The sequence below is a fragment of the Microbispora sp. H10885 genome (genome assembly GCF_014161415.1).
GTDB classification, from domain to species: domain Bacteria; phylum Actinomycetota; class Actinomycetes; order Streptosporangiales; family Streptosporangiaceae; genus Microbispora; species Microbispora triticiradicis.
Window position 1 is genome coordinate 107,878 of the sequence record NZ_JABBWY010000008.1, and the last position, 16,614, is coordinate 124,491.

Below are 16,614 nucleotides of genomic sequence, written 5' to 3' on the forward strand. Positions count from 1 at the left end.
GAAGTTGTGATCTGATTACCGTGCGTTTACACCTCGCCCGGCGCCGAGGCCGCATTTTTTACCCGGCTTCGCGTCCGGCGCGGTTCTCACCCGCCGTGACCGCCGTGGAAGGGCGTGGTCACCCCTTCGTACGCCAGGTGCAGCATCATCCCCAGGTCGGCGTGGCTGAGGTTGTGGCAGTGGTTCATCCACAGACCGGGGTTGGCGGCGCGGAACGCGACCTCCCACACCTCCCCGGGCCGTACGTCGAAGGTGTCGAGCCACAGGGGGCTCCCGGTGGGGGCGCGGCCGTCACGCGCGAGCACCAGCACCCGGTGACCGTGGAGATGCCAGGGATGGGTGTCCCTGCCTCGGTTGACCACGGTGAGACGGACGAGGTCGCCCTCCGCGACCACCTGGGTGGGCACGTGGGGATAGGCGCGGCCGTTGATCGTGTGCGCGTAGATGGGCAGTCCGTCCCCGAGCGCGAGCCCCCGGTCGAGCACGAGCGTGAACCGCCGGTCGAAGCGGGACCGCGACGTGTACGGCGTGGACGCCGGCGTGCCGTACCGGGTGAGGTCGAGCTCCGGCCACCCGGCCGCCGCCGCGGCGTCCCCGGCGTCCGTGACGTCGCCGTTTCCGGGGCCGTTCGCCGCGGTCGTGAGCCGTACGGCCTCGGTGCGGTCGTCCACCCGCAGGACCACCGGGCCGGACGGCATGGTGAAGGCGAGGTCGTACCTGCCGCCCGCCGGGAGCCTCAGCCCGGCCCGGCTCAGCGGGCCCGGCCCGCTCAGGTCCGTGCCGTCCACCGCCACCAGCCGGTAGACCGTGCCGGCCAGGGTGAACCGGTGCGGGGTGTTGTCGGTGTCGACCAGGCGGAGCCGCACCGGTGTACCCGGCGCCACCTCCTGGAGGACGGGCTGGTCGTGGTCGCCCACCACGGTCGTGCCCGCGAAGGTGTGCACGGGAAGCATGAGATCCACGCCGGTGGTCGCGGACCCCCTCGGCGTCACGACGAGCATGCCGTAGAGGCCCATCCGTACGCCGATGTCGGACACCTCGTGCGTGTGGTACCAGTAGGTCCCCGTCTGGGCGGCGACGAACCGGTAGACGAACTCACCGCCCGGCGGCACCGCCTCCTGGGTGAGTCCCGGCACGCCGTCCTCTCCCGAAGGCACGTCGTAGCCGTGCCAGTGCAGGGTCACGCCCTCCGTGATGTCCGCGTTGCGCAGCCGCACCTCGACGAGGTCGCCCTGTTCGGCGGTGATCGGCGGACCGGGAACCTGTCCGTCGAAGGTCCAGGCGGCCACCTTCCGACCCGAGGACAGCGTGACCGTCGCCGTGCGCGCCGTCAGCGTGAACCGGCGTACGGTCCCGCCGGGCGCGGGCGCCGACGGTCCGCGCAGATCCGTGACCGGGCGGACGGGAGCGGATGCCTGGGTGGACATGTCATGCCCCGGCATGTCGTGGCCGCCCTCGGCGGTGGCCAGGGCGACTGCTCCGGCGGTGGCGGCGACCGGGGTGGCGGCTTCGGCGGTGGTGGCGGGGAGGAACGTGAGGGCCCCGCCGGCCAGGGCGGCGACGACCGTCGCCGCCGTCGCCGCACGCAGCAGCGGGACCCGCGGGGTCATCGCCCGCCAGGTCAGCAGCACGGCCCCCGCGACGACGGCCAGGAGGATGAGAGCGCTGCCGGGCTCCGCCGGGTACCCCAGCAGGAACGTCTGCACGGGGCCGGCCGCCGCCGCGTACCCGGCTCCGAGCAGGGGGATCACCACCGCGGGCGACCTCGCGGCGTCCCGGCCGGCCTCCGAGGCCGCGCGGGACGCGGCCAGCAGACGCGGCCCGGCCGTCACGGCGGCGACGACACTCGCCGTCAGGAGGAGCGGCAGGGCGATCGTGACCTTCTCCTGGACGAACCACCAGCCGGCCCCGGCCAGCGCGAGGACGGACCCGGCCCGGGCCGGTGACGCGACCAAGGCCCCCGCCATCAGGGCCGCGGCCGTCCTCGGGCGTCGGGCGGCGGCCGCCGCCCCCGCGCCGACCCACGCCGCCGCGGCCAGGACCGAGACGAGCAGGTCGAGCACCATGAGCCGGTCGGTGGTCACGACGCGCGCACCGCCGGGCCGTCCACGGCGCCTTCCTCGACCCGCGCGGGGCCGGCCGACGCGAGCCGACGAGCCCGGCCGAACACCGTGCCGCAGACGCCCATCACCGCCATGCCGTTGAGGGCGTGCAGCCCGAGGATCGCCAGGGAGAGCGGGGTGGTGTTGCCCGCGGCGTCCTCGAACGCGCCGCCGAGCACGACGATCAGCGCCTGTACGACGACCAGGCCGACCGGCAGGACGGTCAGGCCGATCAGCCGTCCCGGCGCCCGGGCCGCCGCCGCGGCGGCGGTGGCCACCAGCGACAGTACGGGGATGACCAGCATGCCGTTCATGCTGTGTGCGGCGAACGAGGAGTCGTCCTGTGGTTTGTCGAACGCGCCGACTGCCGCGAGGTACATCTGGACGACGGCGGCGGCGAGCAGCAGTCCCGCGAATACGGCGTAGACCTTGCGCACGGCGGTGCTCCCTTCGATGAGCGGACTGTGGGGATCACCGGGATCGTGTCCCATGTCGAACCGGCGCGTCGTCCCTCCGTGAGAGACACGTCGGCTACCGCTCGGGGAGTACGCGGGCGGGTCTTCCGCCCGGCCGCGTACTCCCCGGCGGCGCTCCGATCGTCCTCGCCGCCGGCCGCCCGCGTCGTCGCACGCCGGAAGGCGCTTGCGGCTACCGCCGCCGCATCAGCGGCGCGTCCCACTACCGCTCGGGGAGTACGCGGTCACTGCGGCCAGTTGGCGATGATGCCGGGGGTGATGGCGTCGCTGTGGCAGTTCAGCGTCGCGTGGCGGGCCCGGTCCACGACGCAGACCTTGACGTCCACGCGCTTGATCTGGCCGTCCGACGACAGCCGGAACGTGCTCCGGGGCGCGCAGGTCGTCCGCGGCAGGGCCCAGCCGGTGCCGCCGCCTATGTAGTGGAAGCGCGCCCGGACGTAGGCGCAGTGGCCGCCGTGCGCGTCACGGTCGTGGAGGCTGCCGGAGACGACGAAGGTCTCCGCGCTGAACCGGGTGATCCAGACGTCGGCCTTGGCGTAACCGCGGTGCCCGGCCCGCGACCGCACCGGCCCCCAGTGGATGAGCGGCGCCGCGGCGGACCGGGTCCTCGCGGCCGATGCCGTGGTGGTCTGTGCCGGGGCGGCCTGTGTCGGGGCGGCCTGTGTGAAGGCGGCCTGGGTCGCGGTCCTGGGCGTGGCGGCGTGGGCCGGAGCGGCCAGCGGGCCCAGGGCCGACACGGCCGCCAGCAGTCCGCCGATGACGAGGTTCTTGCTCATGTCGGCCGACCCTAGGGCCGGCGCCTTGGAGGGACCTTGCAGCCGTCTTGTCCCCGGACAGTGCGGGCCTGCCCCTCCGCACACCGGCCCGCGCACCGGCCCGCGCACCGGCCCGAACACCGGCCCGCACGGCTCCCGCGGGCGTCCTCCCGGACGGAGGGCCGGTGTGGACCAGGCGGTGCGGTGACGGGTTCGTCATCCGCCGCGCAGCAGGTCTTCGGCCTGTTCCACCACCTCGTCGACCGTGACCCCGGTCACCCACGACTCGTCGTGCGGGCACCGCCCCGCACGCGGGTCGAGCCCGCTGACGCCGCAGACCGGGCACTCGGCGGTCCAGGACATCAGGGACCGATGCCGGGTGCGGGTGAGCGGCCCGGCGTTGATGAGGTTGCCGCACCAGTAGACGCCCACGGTCGCGGTCCCCACCGCCGCGGCCAGATGCCGCGGGCCGGTGTCGTTGGAGATCACCAGGTCGCACCGTTCGTAGAGCGCGGCCAGGCCGCTGACGCCGAGGGTGCCGACGGCCATGACGGCGGGCCGCCGCATCGCCGCCGCCACCTTCTCGACCACCTCGCGCTCCGCCTCGACACCGGTGATCACCACAGGCCGGCCGAGCCGGTCGGCGGCCTCGGCGAAGTGACGCGCCGGCCAGCGTCGCCGCGGATCGGTCGCCCCCGGGTGGATGGCCACCAGGCCGGGTGGCGGCTCGCCGTACACGCGGGCCAGTTCGGCCCGGTCGGCGTCCGTCACGGCGATCCGCGGATCGAGCACCTCCGACGTCCCGCCGACCAGCGCCGCCACCTCCAGGTAGCGGAGGGTCTCGTGCTGGAAGTAGACGTACGGCACCCAGAGGTCGAGTCGCTCGGCGTCCGGCGAGCACAGCCCGGCCGTGACCCGGGCGCCGATCGCCCTGACGAACGGATTCGAGTAACGGCCGCCGCCGTGGATCTGCACGGCGAGGTCGAACCGCCGCTCGCGCAGTTCCTCGAACAGGCTCTCCGGGGCCGCGTGGCCGCTCGCGGCCGAGGAGACGCCCGAGATGGGCGGCAGGGCGACGACGTCGTCCACCGGACTCGGCCTGCCCGCCAGGAAACGCGCGTGCCAGGACCTGGCGAGGAGGGTCAGCCGCGCCCCCGGATAGGCCCGGCGCAGCGCCTCCAGGGCGGGCATGGCGAGGACCAGGTCACCGAGGGCGTTGGCCCGCAGGACCGCGATCCGGCCCACCCCCTCGATCACGCCGCCCATCGCCGTCCCCGTCGCCGGGCCCCCGTCTCAGGGCCGATCACCGTCCCAGTCGCGGTGCCGGTCGCGGTGCCGGTAGGCGGGTCGATCGGCGTGGCCATCACCGCGCCCCTGCCGCCGCCTCGAAGACGTAGTCGTAGCACTCGGCGCCGCGGTCGGTGATCGTCGTGGGCAGTTCGAGGTGGTACGCCCGGCTCGGCAGCAGTCCCGCCCCGCCGTACCTCTCCATGACGCGCAGTTGCGCGGCCACGTCCTCACCCGCGTGCCGGGGCGGCACCGAGCGCCAGAAGTCGAACCCGCCGCACTCCAGCAGCCGTTCCCGGTCGTACAGCACGCAGCCGCCGATCCACGCCACCTTGTACGGCCGCCACTCGCGGGGGCCCGGGGCGCCGATGTGCTCCTGTGCGAGGTGCAGCGGATTGGACGCGTTGTGCAGGGTCCACCGCCGCCAGGCCGGCGACTCCCGGCGCACCCGTTCGGGCCGTACGCCGCCGGTCCACTCCTCGTACGGCGCGAGTTCGGCCGGGCGTACGTCGTCGCGGTAGGACAGCCCGTGCAGGGCGAAGCCGACGAACCCGCAGCGCAGGCCGTTCATCGCCGCCAGCAGGACCTCGATCGCCTCCGGCTCCAGCCAGACGTCGTCGTCCAGGTAGAGCGCGAGCCGCCGATCGGCCCGGTCGAGCAGGAACGCCCGCTGCTCCGCCATGCCCCGCGCGGGCAGGTGACGACGGACGTCCACGGGCCGGTCACGGTGGCCGAGGATCCGCACCTGCGCGGCCACCAGCCGGTCCCCGGCGACCGGCTCCCGCGACTGGTCCGAGATCACGACGCGGAACCCCGGCACGGTCTGCGCCGCCAGACCCGCCAGCGTGACGGCGAGCGCACCGGGGCGATCCCTGGTGGGCACGAGAACGTCGAGGTCGGACGGGGTGAACATGCGCGGCTGATACCCCTGGGGTCGTACGGCAAACAGCCCCGCCGAGCGGCCGCCCTGCGAACGGACGGAGGGAAGGTGACGGTCAGGTGGGGTGGTCGGAGAGGCGGTCGGGGCGCCGGAAACTGATCCGGCGGCGTCCCGGGCACCCGTTCGGGCCGCGTTTTCCGGCGGCGTCGTCGGACGGCTGCGGCCGCCCGTTCGTGTGCGCCGGGCCGTGCGCCTCCGCGCAGTGGGGCTCGGCCGGGCCGCCGATGGCCAGCAGGTCCGGAGGGGCGTGGTCGACCTGGAGGGTGGTGTGGGCGATGCCGTACTCGTCGTGGACCATCCGCTGGGCGGCCTGTCGTACGGCGTGGCAGTCGGAGCCGGGGGCGACCAGGATGTGCGCGGACATCGCCGGGTAGCCGGAGGTGACCTCCCAGATGTGGAGGTCGTGCACCTCGACCACATGCTCCAGAGCGGCGGTCCTGCGGCCGATCTCGGCGGGGCTCATGCCCGCGGGGGCGGCCTCCATGAAGACCCGTCCGGAGTCGCGCACCAGGCCCCACCCGGCCTTGAGCATCAGGGCGGCCACGACCAGCGCGGCCAGGGCGTCGGCCCGGCTCCAGCCGGTGGCCCACACCACCGCGCCGGCGGCCGTGGTCGCGATGAACGCGAACAGGTCGTTCAGGATGTGCTGGAAAGCGCCCTCGACGTTGAGGCTCGACCGGTTCGCCCTGCTCAGCAGCCAGGTCGCGGCGAGGTTGACCACGATCCCGGCGAGACCCGTGGCGACCACGTACGCTCCCGCCACCTCGGGCGGCTCGATCAGCCGGCGTACGCCCTCGTAGACGAAGTAGACGCTGAGCAGCAGCAGCGTGATGCCGTTGATCTGCGCGGAGATGATCTCCGCGCGTTTGAGGCCGTACGTGAAGCCGCCCTGGGGAGGCCGGGCGGCGATCCGCATGGCCACGATCGCGAAGGCGATCGCGATCGCGTCGGTGAGCATGTGCCCGGCGTCGGACACCAGGGCGAGGGAGTGCGCGACGACGCCGACGACGACCTCGGCCGCCATGAAGCCCAGGATGAGCACCAGCGCGGCGGTCAGCAGCCGCCGGTCGGCCTCGGCGCTGACCGCGTGACCGTGCCCGTGACCGTGCGCATGCCCGTGCCCGTGCCCTTGTGCCTGTCCCGTCCCGCGTCGGTGTCCCTGCGGGGGTTCGTGCCCTGTGCCGGTATCACCCATGCCGGTCTCACCCATCGTCTCGGTCCTTCTCCTCATGCGTGAGGTGCGTGATCGCCAGATCGAACAGCAGTCGCACGTGCGAGTCCGCGAGGCGGTAGTAGGCCATCCTTCCCGTGCGCCGTACCTTCACCACGTTGTGGGCCCGCAGCAGGCGCAGGGCGTGGGACGCCGCGGACATGCTGTGCCCGGTGGCCGCGGCGAGGTCGCACACGCACATCTCGCCGCCTTCGAGCAGCGCCGCGATCAGCCGCAGCCGTCCGGGGTCGGACAGCAGCCCGAAGATCTGCGCCAGGTCCTCCATCGTCTCCGGGCCCGGCATGACCCGCCTGACGCTCTCCACCCGGTCCGCGTCGACCACGGGGAGCGCGCAGGAATCGGCGGTCTCGATGTCCACAACGATTGAACGGTCGTTCACATGAAGAAGTTTAGATGACCGGACCATGCTGTCAACGACGCACCGCCCGGGAGGTCCGCTCCAGGGGGTGGTGATGGACCGATCCACCCAAGAGGATCTTAATTTCGCAGGTGGTGGCGGCAATTGGGCCTTCACTGTTAGGAAAGCTTCTTTTATATTTGCGCCACCCCCAGCAGTGAGGAGCACCACATGCGAAGAGCGCTGACCTTCCTCGCGACGGCGTCGGTCGTCATCGGTGCCACCGTGTTCATCGCCTCGCCCGCTCAGGCGCACGGGTACATCTCGTCGCCGCCGAGCCGGCAGGCGATGTGCGCGCAGGGCCGCGTCCCCAACTGCGGCGACATCGTGTACGAACCCCAGAGCGTGGAAGGACCGAAGGGGCTGCGCAGCTGCAGCGGCGGCAACGCCCGGTTCGCCCAGCTCGACGACGAGAGCAGGCCGTGGCCCGCGACCAGCGTCGGCAACACCGTCACCTTCACCTGGTCGCTGACCGCCCGCCACTCGACGAGCACGTGGGAGTACTACATCGGCGGCACGCGGATCGCCGTCTTCGACGACCACGGCGCGCAGCCGCCGGCCACCGTCAGCCACAGCGTGAACCTCGGCGGCCGCACGGGCCGGCAGAAGGTCCTCGCCATCTGGAACGTGGCCGACACGACGAACGCCTTCTACGCCTGCGTCGACCTCCAGATCGGTTCGGGCGGGACGCCCAGCCCGAGCCCGTCCCCGACGCCGCCGCGCACCCCCTCGCCCAGCCCGTCTCCCAGCGCCTCTCCCACGCGCCGTCCCTCGCCGACCCCGACCGTTCCGGGCGGCACCTGGGCGGCCGGTACGGCGTACAAGGTGGGAGACCGGGTCACGTACGCGGGTGTGACCTACCGGTGCATCCAGGCGCACACCGCGCTCACCGGCTGGGAGCCGCCGAACGTCCCGGCGCTCTGGCAGCGGGTCTGACCCTGGGCCCGGCTGCTCTGACGCGGACCCGTGCTCCCCGCGGGCACGGGCCCGCGTACGGCCGTACGCGATTCAGGCGACGTGGACGTGTACCTCGGCGCCGTGCGCGAAGGCCCGGGAGTACGGGCACATGCGATGGGTCTCGTCCACCAGCCGCCGGGCGGTCTCGGGTTCGACCCCCGGCAGGCGTACGGTCACGTCCGTACTGATCGTGTAGTCGTCGGCGGCGCCCCGCTTGCGCAGCGTGACGGAGGCGTCGACGGTGGCGTCGGCGGTCCGGGTGCCCTGCCGTCCGGCGACCAGGGTCAGCGAGTTGTGGAAGCACGACGCGTACGCCGCCGCGAGCAGTTGCTCGGGGTTGGTCTCCCCACCGGGCCCGCCCAGCTCCGGGGGCGCCTTGATGCGCACGTCGAGCAGGCCGTCGTCGGATGCCACCTTCCCCAGGGCGGACGAGGCGCGGGCCGTGTAGAGGCCGTCGTACGATCCGTCGCCCCCGCGCTCGCCCCGCCGCTCCCGCCCCGGCCGGCCTTCCCGGACCAGGCCCGGCCGCGCCGCCTCGCCGGCCCGCCCACCCGTCCGGTCCTCCGGCCGGTCGTCGGGGTGCATGAGCCCGGTGAGCTCCGCCTCCACCCCGGGGCCCGAATAGTCGGGCCCCGGCGCCCGGTCGCCCGGCCGGTGAGTGAATCGCCGTATTTCCTCGCTCATCGCGTTTCCCCCGTCATGGATCGGCGGGTGGCCTACCCCCCTGACCTGCCCGATATCGGAATCCAGGGGCAAAAATTCACCTGTGCTACCGTCCCCGCAGGATCTGGGCGATGAGGAGTGGATCGGTATGAGCGGTGTTCGGTGGGGCATCCTCGGCACGGCGAACATCGCCGCCTGGGCGTTCCTCCCGGCGTTGCGCGAGGCGGGCGGCGGCACGGCCGCCCTCGTGGCGGGTCGCGACCTCGCACGGGCCGAGGCGTACGCCGGGGAGAACGGCGTCGAGCGTGCCGTGCACGGGTACGAGGCCGTGATCGAGGACCCGGACATCGACGCGGTCTACGTCCCGCTCCCGAACGCCCTGCACGCGCAGTGGACGATCGCCGCCCTGGAGGCGGGCAAGGCCGTGCTGTGCGAGAAGCCGCTGTGCCTGACGGCCGCGGAGGCCGAGAACGTGATCGACGTGGCCCGCCGGTCGGCCCGCCCGCTCTGGGAGGCGTTCGTCTTCCCGTTCCACCCGCAGACGGCCCGGCTGCGCGACCTCCTCGAACAGGGCGTCATCGGCGACCTGCGGGAGATCTGGTCGTCCTTCCACTTCCGGCTTGAGGGCGCGGAGAACATCCGGCTCGACGCGGCCCTCGGCGGCGGCGCCCTCTACGACGTGGGCTGCTACTCCGTACGGTTCGCGCAACTGCTGTTCGGCCGCGAGGCCGTGGCCGGTCACGCCGCCACTGTCAAGGGCGAGGCAGGGGTGGACATCGAGACCGCCGGAGTGCTCGAATTCGATCCCGGCCGCCTGCTGCTGAGCTGCAGCTTCGACCTGCCGTCCACGACGTACGCCCGGCTGGTCGGCACCGGCGGGGAGATCCGCCTGACCAATCCCTTCCACCCGAAACCGCACGACGTGCTGGAGGTCTGGCGCGAGGAGCGGCTGGTCGAGCGGCACGAGCCGGGGGAGGGTTCGACGTTCTCCTGGGGCATCCGCCACATCCACGAGGTGCTGCGTGGCGAGGCCGAGCCCCGGCACACCGCCGTCGACGATTCCCTCGGCACCGCCCGCGCCCTCGATTTGCTCCGCTGACCACACCTCCCCGGTCTCGAAGCCGCCCTCACCTCCCTGCTCGGCTGAGCCTCAGCCGAGTCGATCCTCGTCGACCAGGACTCTCGCCTCGGCCTACCGGTCGATTCGACCCGAGGCCCGCTGCACGCCGGTTCTGCTTGGCTGTTCAGCCGTACCAGGCGACGTGAATGATCTCCACCAGGCGTCGATACTCGACGATCAGGTAAGTGACCATGCCAGAACCGCCGTCCCCGAAGTCGTCCACCTGCTTGCTTTTGCCGACCGAGTACATCTAGAGGCCGAGATCTACGCCGAGCTGGGATGCCCGTTCGGCTAGGACCTCCCGGAACGGTCTCCCCGGCACGTATTCGCCGCTTTCGACCTGTTCTTGCACGCGAGCGCCGTGTTCCAGGACCGCTTCGTACTCCCCGGCGACCTTCATCCTGGCCATGTGCCACCAATGTGCGAGCAGGGCGTTGACGGGAGCGAGGTCCAGTTCTTCGGTGGCCTTGGCCATGGCCCGCCGATGGTCCAGGTCGAAGTAGTCGCGATCGGTGGGAGGAAGGCACGCACGGATGTTGCGTGGAGTCCGATCGGCCATCAGGGACTCCACGATCTGGTCAGGGCTCCGACCGCTGGTCATCTCGTGCGACCCGGCTGTCATGTGCTTCCCCCTCACGATCACGGTAGCCCCGGGTGACACCTCGAACCGAGCTTAGCCGTCAGGGCCGACAAGCCTGGCGGAACCTCGGGACGATGATGCCGGGAAGATGTGACGGGATAGATCTGCAGCGTGGCGGCACCCGGAGAAATGCGGCCTGCCCGTCAGGGGTGCTTGTCCGCGAGGGCGAGCTGGGTGAGGTAACGCTTGACGATGCGTCCGCCGTAACGGCCGTCGATGAGAGCCGCGATGCAGCCGAGCAGCCCCGCGCGGGCCTCGGCGGGCAGGGCGCGGTGGCCGGAGTAGGTATTGAGCAGGTCGAGATACTCCCGCGTCGTGTAGGCGTGGTCCCACTCGTAGCGATGGAACCGCACCGGCCCGAAGCGGCCGGAGTCGTCGATCTCGCCGCTGTCGTACGGGATGTCGCTCGCGGGCGTCAACCGCAGGCCGGGCGGCGTGGCGGGGTCCCACCGCTCGTAGCAGCGCTGCACCTCGGCGAAGAACGCCTCGCTGCCACCGGCGACGTGCTCGGTCGAGACGACGGCCAGCAGGCCGCCCGGTCTCAAGGCGTCGGCCGACCTGCCCACCCGTGTGGCGGGATCGAGCCAGTGGAAGCTGGTGGCGGCGAAGACGACGTCGAACGGCTCCGGCGGCAGCGGCCACTCCTCGAAGGTCGCGTTGACCACCTCCACGCCGGTGAACCGGGCGAGCTTGCGGCGGGCGAGCGCCGCCATCTCGGCCCCCAATTCGACCGCCGTGACCGCGCAGCCGCGCCCGGCGAGGGCGACCGTGGCCTGACCGGTGCCGCAACCAATCTCCAGCACCCGGCTGCCTTGGGGAATGTGCTCGAACATCGCGGGCGGGTAGCCGGGCCGCGTCCGGTCGTACAGGGCGGCGTCCTCGGTGAAGGTACGGCGCAGCATCAGCCGGTCGTCGTCGTTCACGCCCGGCTACCAGAGCAAAGGGTTTCGCGGTTGAAGAGCGCCGGCCTCGTCACACCAGGTCACGTTACCGGCCACGCTCCTGACGATCACGTGGTTATTCCGGGTGGCACCTTGATCGACCGCACGGGCCCGGCCGAGGGCCAGGAGGCGCTCTGTGCCGACGGCGCGCAGGGCGGGAGGTTCGCGGCTCAGTCGCGTACGACACCGGCGATGACGGTGTTCACCATCTTGTGCACGGCGTCGGCCTGGGGCGGACCGCCGTCGCGGTCGGCGAACAGCAGGTGTGAGGCGCCGAGCAGCGTGGGAGCGAGCGTGTCGACGTCGGCGTCCGCCGTGATCCGGCCCAGATCGCGCTCGGCGGCGAGGTAGGCGGCGAGCATGGCCGCGGCCTCCGTCAGGAGTGGAAGGCCCTGGCCAGGCCTGGCCTGACGTAACCGGGCGCGCAGGCCGTCCCGGGAGATGATCAGGCCGACGACCGCGACGGCGACCGAACCGAACAGGTCCGTCAGCACGTCGGTGAGGTTGCCGGCGACGGTGCCGGTCCCGGCGGACTCTTGCAGAGCGGCGGCCTGCCGGTCGATCCTGGCGATGCCGTCGAGCACCAACTCGGCGAGGAAGGCGTCGAAGTCGGCGAAGTGCCGGTGCAGGACACCCTTGGCGCAGCCCGCCTCGGTGGTGACCGCCCGGCTGGTCAGCGCACTCGGTCCGTCCCTGAGCAGCACGCGCTCGGCGGCGTCGAACAACTGCGTGCGTACGTCGCGGAGGGCCACTCCCGTCGGCACCGTTCGTCCCTCCTCTCCGCCACGATCGACTTTACCGGTGCCGCCTCCTCGGTCTTCGAAGCCGGAGGACCGAGTGTGCGACTCCACCACCGTGGACGGATACGAAGGTCAGGTCGTCGCCGGGTCCGCTACTCGGTGAACAACTCCTGGGCCGAGGTGACGGTGACGGCCCGGCGTACCCAGGTCCGCAACTGGTCCAGGTCCTGGCAGCGGCGGATCCGCTCGCGTACGTCGTCGGGAACCTCCAGACCCCGGGCCTCCAGCACGTTGAGGATCGCGTCACTCTCGCCTTTGGCGAGCCAGTGGGAGAAGTACTTCTCGCCGAGGTGCTCGAAGTCCTGAATGGTGGTCACCATCTCCTCCAGACGCTTGACAGTAACTGCGGGTAGCGAACTGAACACGTAGTCCAAATATACCGTCGCCCGGTCCTCGTCAAGCGTCGTGAGTCCGGCCAGCAGCGCTTCCAGGGCGGGCCCGTCCTCGGCTTCCTCGGGGTGGGCCACGACCGACATGACCGCGAGTTCCGGGCAGGTGCGCGCGGCCTCGGGGTCGGTGACGAGCGGGATGTCGCCGGGCTCGATCGCCAGCGGGGTGATGACGCCGCCCGGGCCCAGGCCGATGGCCTGCCGGCACCAGCGGGCGGTGGCCCGGTCGGGGCAGATGACCAGCAGCGCGGTGTCGCACTTGTAGCGGGAGCGCAGCGTCGTGACGTAGACCGGCCAGCTGAACCGCTTGCCCCGGTCGTGGCCGCGCTGCACCTCCACGATCACGGCCAACATCGCCGCTCCGGCCTCGTCGCGGACCACGACGACCGAGTCGGCGCGGCGTTCGACCGGCACCGGCTGGGTGCTGTCCACCGACTCCACCCGGGCGGCCGTGAAGGGCGGGATCGGGGTCCCGGTCGCGACGTGGAGAAGTTCCAGCGCGGTTTCCGGCCGGTTGTGGATGAGGGCGATGGGCATCTCGTGGTCGAGTCCTGGCATGGACTGCATATTACTTTGAGTCGTCGACTGATCACTCTAAGTTCGGAAACGACGCCGAGGGTGAACGTCGTTGACGAGTGGGCATGTGCCCACTATAAGTGGGCGCATGCCCACTTTTGAAGGTGCACCCCACAAGGCCAGGCAGATGGCGGAGTCGTTCGGTGTGGACGCCGAGCGGTACGACCGCACCCGGCCCGCGTATCCCGACGCCATGGTTGAGCGGATCGTCGCCGCCAGTCCCGGGCCCGAGGTTCTCGACGTCGGCTGCGGCACCGGCCTCGCGGCACGGCAGTTCCGGTCGGCGGGCTGCCGGGTGCTCGGCGTCGAACCCGACGCGCGGATGGCCGCCTTCGCACGCCGCGGCGGGATCGAGGTCGAGGTGGCGACGTTCGAGGCCTGGCACCCCGCCGGCCGGACGTTCGACGCGGTCGTCGCCGGGACCGCCTGGCACTGGGTCGATCCGGTCGCCGGAGCGGTCAAGGCCGCCGAGGTGCTGCGTCCCGGTGGCCGGTTGGCGGCGTTCTGGCACGTGTTCGAGCCGCCGCCCGCCGTGTCGGAGTCCCTCGCCGCGGTCTACCGGAAGGTGCTGCCCGGCTTCCCGCCACAGGACGGCGCGCGGCCGAAGTCGGCCCTCGACGGATACCGGCCGCTGCTGGACAAGGCCGCCGACGGTATCCGGGGGGCGGGCGCGTTCGGCGAGCCCGAGGAGTGGCGGTTCGACTGGCAGCGGTTCTACACGCGCGATGAGTGGCTGGACCAGTTGCCCACGTCCGGCCTGCTGACCCGGCTCCCGCCGGACACGCTGTCGGAGCTGCTCGCCGAGGTCGGGGCCGCGATCGACGCGATCGGAGGCGGCTTCACCGTGGCCTACGTCACGGTGGTGGTCACCGCCGCGCGCCTCTGACCCGTACGGCGGAATGCCCGGAGACGGAGGTGATGCTCATCGAGACGGCACCCGGTCGCCATCGGGAAATCAACTCGGTGTAATGGCGCGTGGTCAGGTTCGGGTCGTAGGACGCCTCCCGACACCCGAGGAGAACCATGCGCCGGCGACTCGGCCTTATCGTCGCACTCGTCCTGACCCTTCTCACTCCCGTCGTTCCGGCCGCGGCGGCCTCGCGGCCGCTGGTGGTCGCCCATCGCGGCGCGTCGGCGTACGCGCCCGAGAACACCCTCGCCGCGTTCCGGCTGGCCCGGGACCAGGGCGCCGACATGTTCGAACTCGACGTGCAGGAGACCGAGGACCACCACCTGGTGCTGATGCACGACACGACGCTCAGCCGTACGACCGACGTGGAGAAGGTCTTTCCCGGCCGGTCGCCGTGGCGGGTCGGCGACCTCACGCTGGCCGAGATCCGCGGGCTGGACGCCGGCTCGTGGTTCTCCCGGAAGTACGCGGGAGAGCGGGTGCCGACACTCGGCGAGACGCTGCGCGAGATGCGCGGCAGCGGGCTCGCGTTGCTGCTGGAGATCAAGGAGCCGCGGCTCTACCCGGGAATCGAGGCCCGGGTGGCCGAGGAGATCGGGCGCGACCCGGGCTGGCGGGGCCGGATTGTGGTGCAGTCGTTCGACTGGGAGTCGATGCGCCGGTTCCACCGCCTCGTGCCCGGGGTGCCGATCGGCCTGCTCGGCACGCCGCCGGTCGCGGACCTGCCCCGCCTGGCGGCGTTCGCCGACCAGATCAACCCGCCGTACGCCGGTGTCACGGCCGGCTACGTCCGCCGCGTCCACAGGCTGGGGATGAAGGTCCTCGCGTGGACGGTGGACGCGCCCGCCGCCGTACGCCGCCTGACCGGCGCGGGAGTGGACGGCGTCATCACCAACAGGCCGGACGTCGCACGGGAAGTGGCCGGCTGATGGTGTTGGCCTGACCGGGACGCGGGCAGATGTCCCTCCCGCGCGTTGAAGGGAGGAGCCCATGGGACGAGGTGTGGACTTCGCCAGAGCCGAGTCGCTGGACGATGTCGAACAGGAGCTCACCGAGGCCGAACGCGAACGGCTGCGCGAGATCACCGAGGAGCGTGACGAGAACGCCGGTTAGCGCGGAGCGGGTCGTCCCGCTGCCGGAGGCCGTACGGCGGGCCGGCGCGGCCCTCGCGCATCTGGGCCTGACACCCGACCTGGTGGACATGGGCGAGGGCCGTGAGCCGGCCGCCTGGCACTGCCGCCTGCGCGGGCCGGACGGTGTCCCGGCGCCGTCGGCGGAGGGCATGGGCAAGGGACGGCGCGCGGAGGCCCGTGCCGGCGCCCTGTTCGAGGCGCTGGAGCACTACCTGACGGGCCCGGCGCTGTTCGACCCGGCGGCGGTGGAACCCGTCGAACCGGCCAGGATCGCGGCCGGGCCGCTGCGGGCGGACGCGTCCGCCGTCCTGCTCGACGGCCGATGCGCCGCGCCGCTGGCCTGTCATCGGTATCGGGGACCCGGGGGCGCCGTCCCGGTGCCCCTGTTCCTGTCCGCCCCCTGGTACGTCGAGGCGGACGCGGGGCGGCTGCGCGAGCGGGCGGGTGACGCCCATGACTACACCGGTCTGATGAGGTACAGCTGCAACAGCGGATCGGCCGTGGGCGTCACCGCGACGGAGGCGCTGCTGCACGCGCTCAACGAGACGGTCGAGCGCGACGCGCTCTCCCTGCTGCTGGTGCGCGCCTTCCTCGGCACGGGCGAACGGCTGTCGGTCGTCGATCCGCGCACCCTGCCGCCCGAGCTCGCCCGCGCGTACGCCGTGGCCGGTCAGGTCGCCGGAGCGCCCGTCCACCTGCTGGACATCACCGGTGATCTGAAGGTTCCCACCATGCTCGCCTACGTCGCGCCGACGCCGGACCGCCCGCACCGGCGCGGAGCCGGAACCTCCCTGAGCCCCGCTCACGCCGCGTGGCGGGCGCTCACCGAGCTTGTGCAGACCACGGTGGGCGAGCGCATCCAGCGCCGGGGGGACGCGGAGCGGCTCGCCCGGTATCCCGAACTGCTGGCGTGCGGGCGTTTCGACCTCACCGAGCATCTGCGTGCGGCCCGTGCGGTTCCCTTCCCCGAGGACGGAGCACGGCCGGGCCGTCCCCGGGACCAGCTCCGCGAAGTGGCCGCCCGCCTCGGCGCGCGCGGCTACACCCCGCTCACGCGTACGGTGGCCGTTCTTCCCGGGCGGATAACGGCCGTGCACGTCGTCGTGCCGGGCCTGGAGCGCTTCATGCTGGTCGTGGAGGGCAACCTCGTCCTGCCGGGCCCCCGGGGCCGGGCCGCCGTACGGGCCGCGGACGCCGGGCGGAGTGATCTACCGGAGGCTTGACCTGCCCGCGCGCAGGTGTACGAGCACTTTTCCACAATGGGCGGATTCCCTTCTTACTCTTCCGGCAGAGCGGC

19 protein-coding genes are annotated in these 16,614 nt (G+C 72.3%); 6 read left to right on the forward strand and 13 right to left on the reverse strand.

The window, feature by feature from the left end; all coding sequences use genetic code 11:
- Window positions 1-86: 86 nt before the first annotated feature.
- From HHX37_RS21905 to HHX37_RS21935, 7 genes are all read right to left on the reverse strand, one after another.
- Window positions 87-2,084, reverse strand: a complete 1,998-nt coding sequence (locus HHX37_RS21905; RefSeq protein ID WP_182886565.1) for a multicopper oxidase family protein — start codon at window positions 2,082-2,084, stop codon at window positions 87-89.
- Window positions 2,081-2,539, reverse strand: coding sequence for a DUF6220 domain-containing protein (locus HHX37_RS21910; protein ID WP_182875491.1), 459 nt, complete (start codon window positions 2,537-2,539; stop codon window positions 2,081-2,083). Before HHX37_RS21910 ends, HHX37_RS21905 begins: the two co-directional genes overlap by 4 nt.
- 263 nt (window positions 2,540-2,802) lie before the next feature.
- On the reverse strand, window positions 2,803-3,354 hold the full coding sequence (locus HHX37_RS21915; RefSeq protein WP_182886566.1) for a hypothetical protein: 552 nt from the start codon (window positions 3,352-3,354) through the stop codon (window positions 2,803-2,805).
- Between the two features lie 195 nt (window positions 3,355-3,549).
- Window positions 3,550-4,599: a glycosyltransferase family 9 protein gene (locus HHX37_RS21920; RefSeq protein WP_182886567.1), complete on the reverse strand. Its 1,050-nt coding sequence runs from the start codon at window positions 4,597-4,599 to the stop codon at window positions 3,550-3,552.
- A gap of 97 nt (window positions 4,600-4,696) precedes the next feature.
- Window positions 4,697-5,533: a glycosyltransferase family 2 protein gene (locus HHX37_RS21925; RefSeq protein WP_182886568.1), complete on the reverse strand. Its 837-nt coding sequence runs from the start codon at window positions 5,531-5,533 to the stop codon at window positions 4,697-4,699.
- Between the two features lie 82 nt (window positions 5,534-5,615).
- Complete coding sequence (locus HHX37_RS21930; RefSeq protein ID WP_259406655.1) at window positions 5,616-6,770, reverse strand: cation diffusion facilitator family transporter; 1,155 nt, start codon at window positions 6,768-6,770, stop codon at window positions 5,616-5,618.
- A complete protein-coding gene (locus tag HHX37_RS21935) occupies window positions 6,763-7,170 on the reverse strand; it encodes a metalloregulator ArsR/SmtB family transcription factor (RefSeq protein ID WP_310738374.1) in 408 nt (135 codons plus the stop codon). Before HHX37_RS21935 ends, HHX37_RS21930 begins: the two co-directional genes overlap by 8 nt.
- 189 nt (window positions 7,171-7,359) lie before the next feature.
- On the opposite strand from HHX37_RS21935, the gene HHX37_RS21940 reads away from it, so the two are divergent.
- Window positions 7,360-8,124, forward strand: coding sequence for a lytic polysaccharide monooxygenase (locus HHX37_RS21940; RefSeq protein ID WP_182886570.1), 765 nt, complete (start codon window positions 7,360-7,362; stop codon window positions 8,122-8,124).
- Between the two features lie 72 nt (window positions 8,125-8,196).
- Here the strand turns inward: HHX37_RS21940 and HHX37_RS21945 are convergent, their stop codons facing one another.
- Window positions 8,197-8,829 (reverse strand): Ohr family peroxiredoxin, encoded by a 633-nt coding sequence (locus HHX37_RS21945; RefSeq protein WP_220503046.1) that lies wholly within the window; start codon window positions 8,827-8,829, stop codon window positions 8,197-8,199.
- A 127-nt stretch (window positions 8,830-8,956) separates the two neighbouring features.
- On the opposite strand from HHX37_RS21945, the gene HHX37_RS21950 reads away from it, so the two are divergent.
- A complete protein-coding gene (locus HHX37_RS21950; RefSeq protein ID WP_182886571.1) occupies window positions 8,957-9,907 on the forward strand; it encodes a Gfo/Idh/MocA family protein in 951 nt (316 codons plus the stop codon).
- A gap of 145 nt (window positions 9,908-10,052) precedes the next feature.
- Here HHX37_RS21950 and HHX37_RS36940 read toward each other — a convergent pair whose 3' ends face one another.
- The 5 genes from HHX37_RS36940 to HHX37_RS21970 all read right to left on the reverse strand — a co-directional run bounded on the left by HHX37_RS36940 (window position 10,053) and on the right by HHX37_RS21970 (window position 13,256).
- Window positions 10,053-10,178, reverse strand: a complete 126-nt coding sequence (locus tag HHX37_RS36940; RefSeq protein ID WP_259406656.1) for a hypothetical protein — start codon at window positions 10,176-10,178, stop codon at window positions 10,053-10,055.
- Window positions 10,179-10,487 (reverse strand): DUF6247 family protein, encoded by a 309-nt coding sequence (locus HHX37_RS21955; RefSeq protein WP_182886572.1) that lies wholly within the window; start codon window positions 10,485-10,487, stop codon window positions 10,179-10,181.
- Between the two features lie 224 nt (window positions 10,488-10,711).
- Complete coding sequence (locus tag HHX37_RS21960) at window positions 10,712-11,491, reverse strand: class I SAM-dependent methyltransferase (RefSeq protein WP_220503047.1); 780 nt, start codon at window positions 11,489-11,491, stop codon at window positions 10,712-10,714.
- A gap of 188 nt (window positions 11,492-11,679) precedes the next feature.
- Window positions 11,680-12,273, reverse strand: coding sequence for a TetR/AcrR family transcriptional regulator (locus tag HHX37_RS21965; RefSeq protein WP_182883541.1), 594 nt, complete (start codon window positions 12,271-12,273; stop codon window positions 11,680-11,682).
- 128 nt (window positions 12,274-12,401) lie between these two features.
- Window positions 12,402-13,256 (reverse strand): hypothetical protein, encoded by an 855-nt coding sequence (locus HHX37_RS21970; RefSeq protein WP_182886573.1) that lies wholly within the window; start codon window positions 13,254-13,256, stop codon window positions 12,402-12,404.
- Between the two features lie 106 nt (window positions 13,257-13,362).
- Here HHX37_RS21970 and HHX37_RS21975 point away from each other — a divergent pair, with 106 nt between their 5' ends.
- From HHX37_RS21975 to HHX37_RS21985, 4 genes are all read left to right on the forward strand, one after another.
- Window positions 13,363-14,160: a class I SAM-dependent methyltransferase gene (locus tag HHX37_RS21975; protein WP_259406657.1), complete on the forward strand. Its 798-nt coding sequence runs from the start codon at window positions 13,363-13,365 to the stop codon at window positions 14,158-14,160.
- Between the two features lie 137 nt (window positions 14,161-14,297).
- Window positions 14,298-15,113 (forward strand): glycerophosphodiester phosphodiesterase, encoded by an 816-nt coding sequence (locus HHX37_RS21980; protein ID WP_182886574.1) that lies wholly within the window; start codon window positions 14,298-14,300, stop codon window positions 15,111-15,113.
- Window positions 15,114-15,174: 61 nt separating this feature from the next.
- Window positions 15,175-15,297, forward strand: coding sequence for a hypothetical protein (locus tag HHX37_RS36945; RefSeq protein ID WP_259402575.1), 123 nt, complete (start codon window positions 15,175-15,177; stop codon window positions 15,295-15,297).
- A complete protein-coding gene (locus HHX37_RS21985; protein ID WP_182886575.1) occupies window positions 15,278-16,540 on the forward strand; it encodes a YcaO-like family protein in 1,263 nt (420 codons plus the stop codon). Before HHX37_RS36945 ends, HHX37_RS21985 begins: the two co-directional genes overlap by 20 nt.
- The last annotated feature ends 74 nt before the right edge of the window (window positions 16,541-16,614 follow it).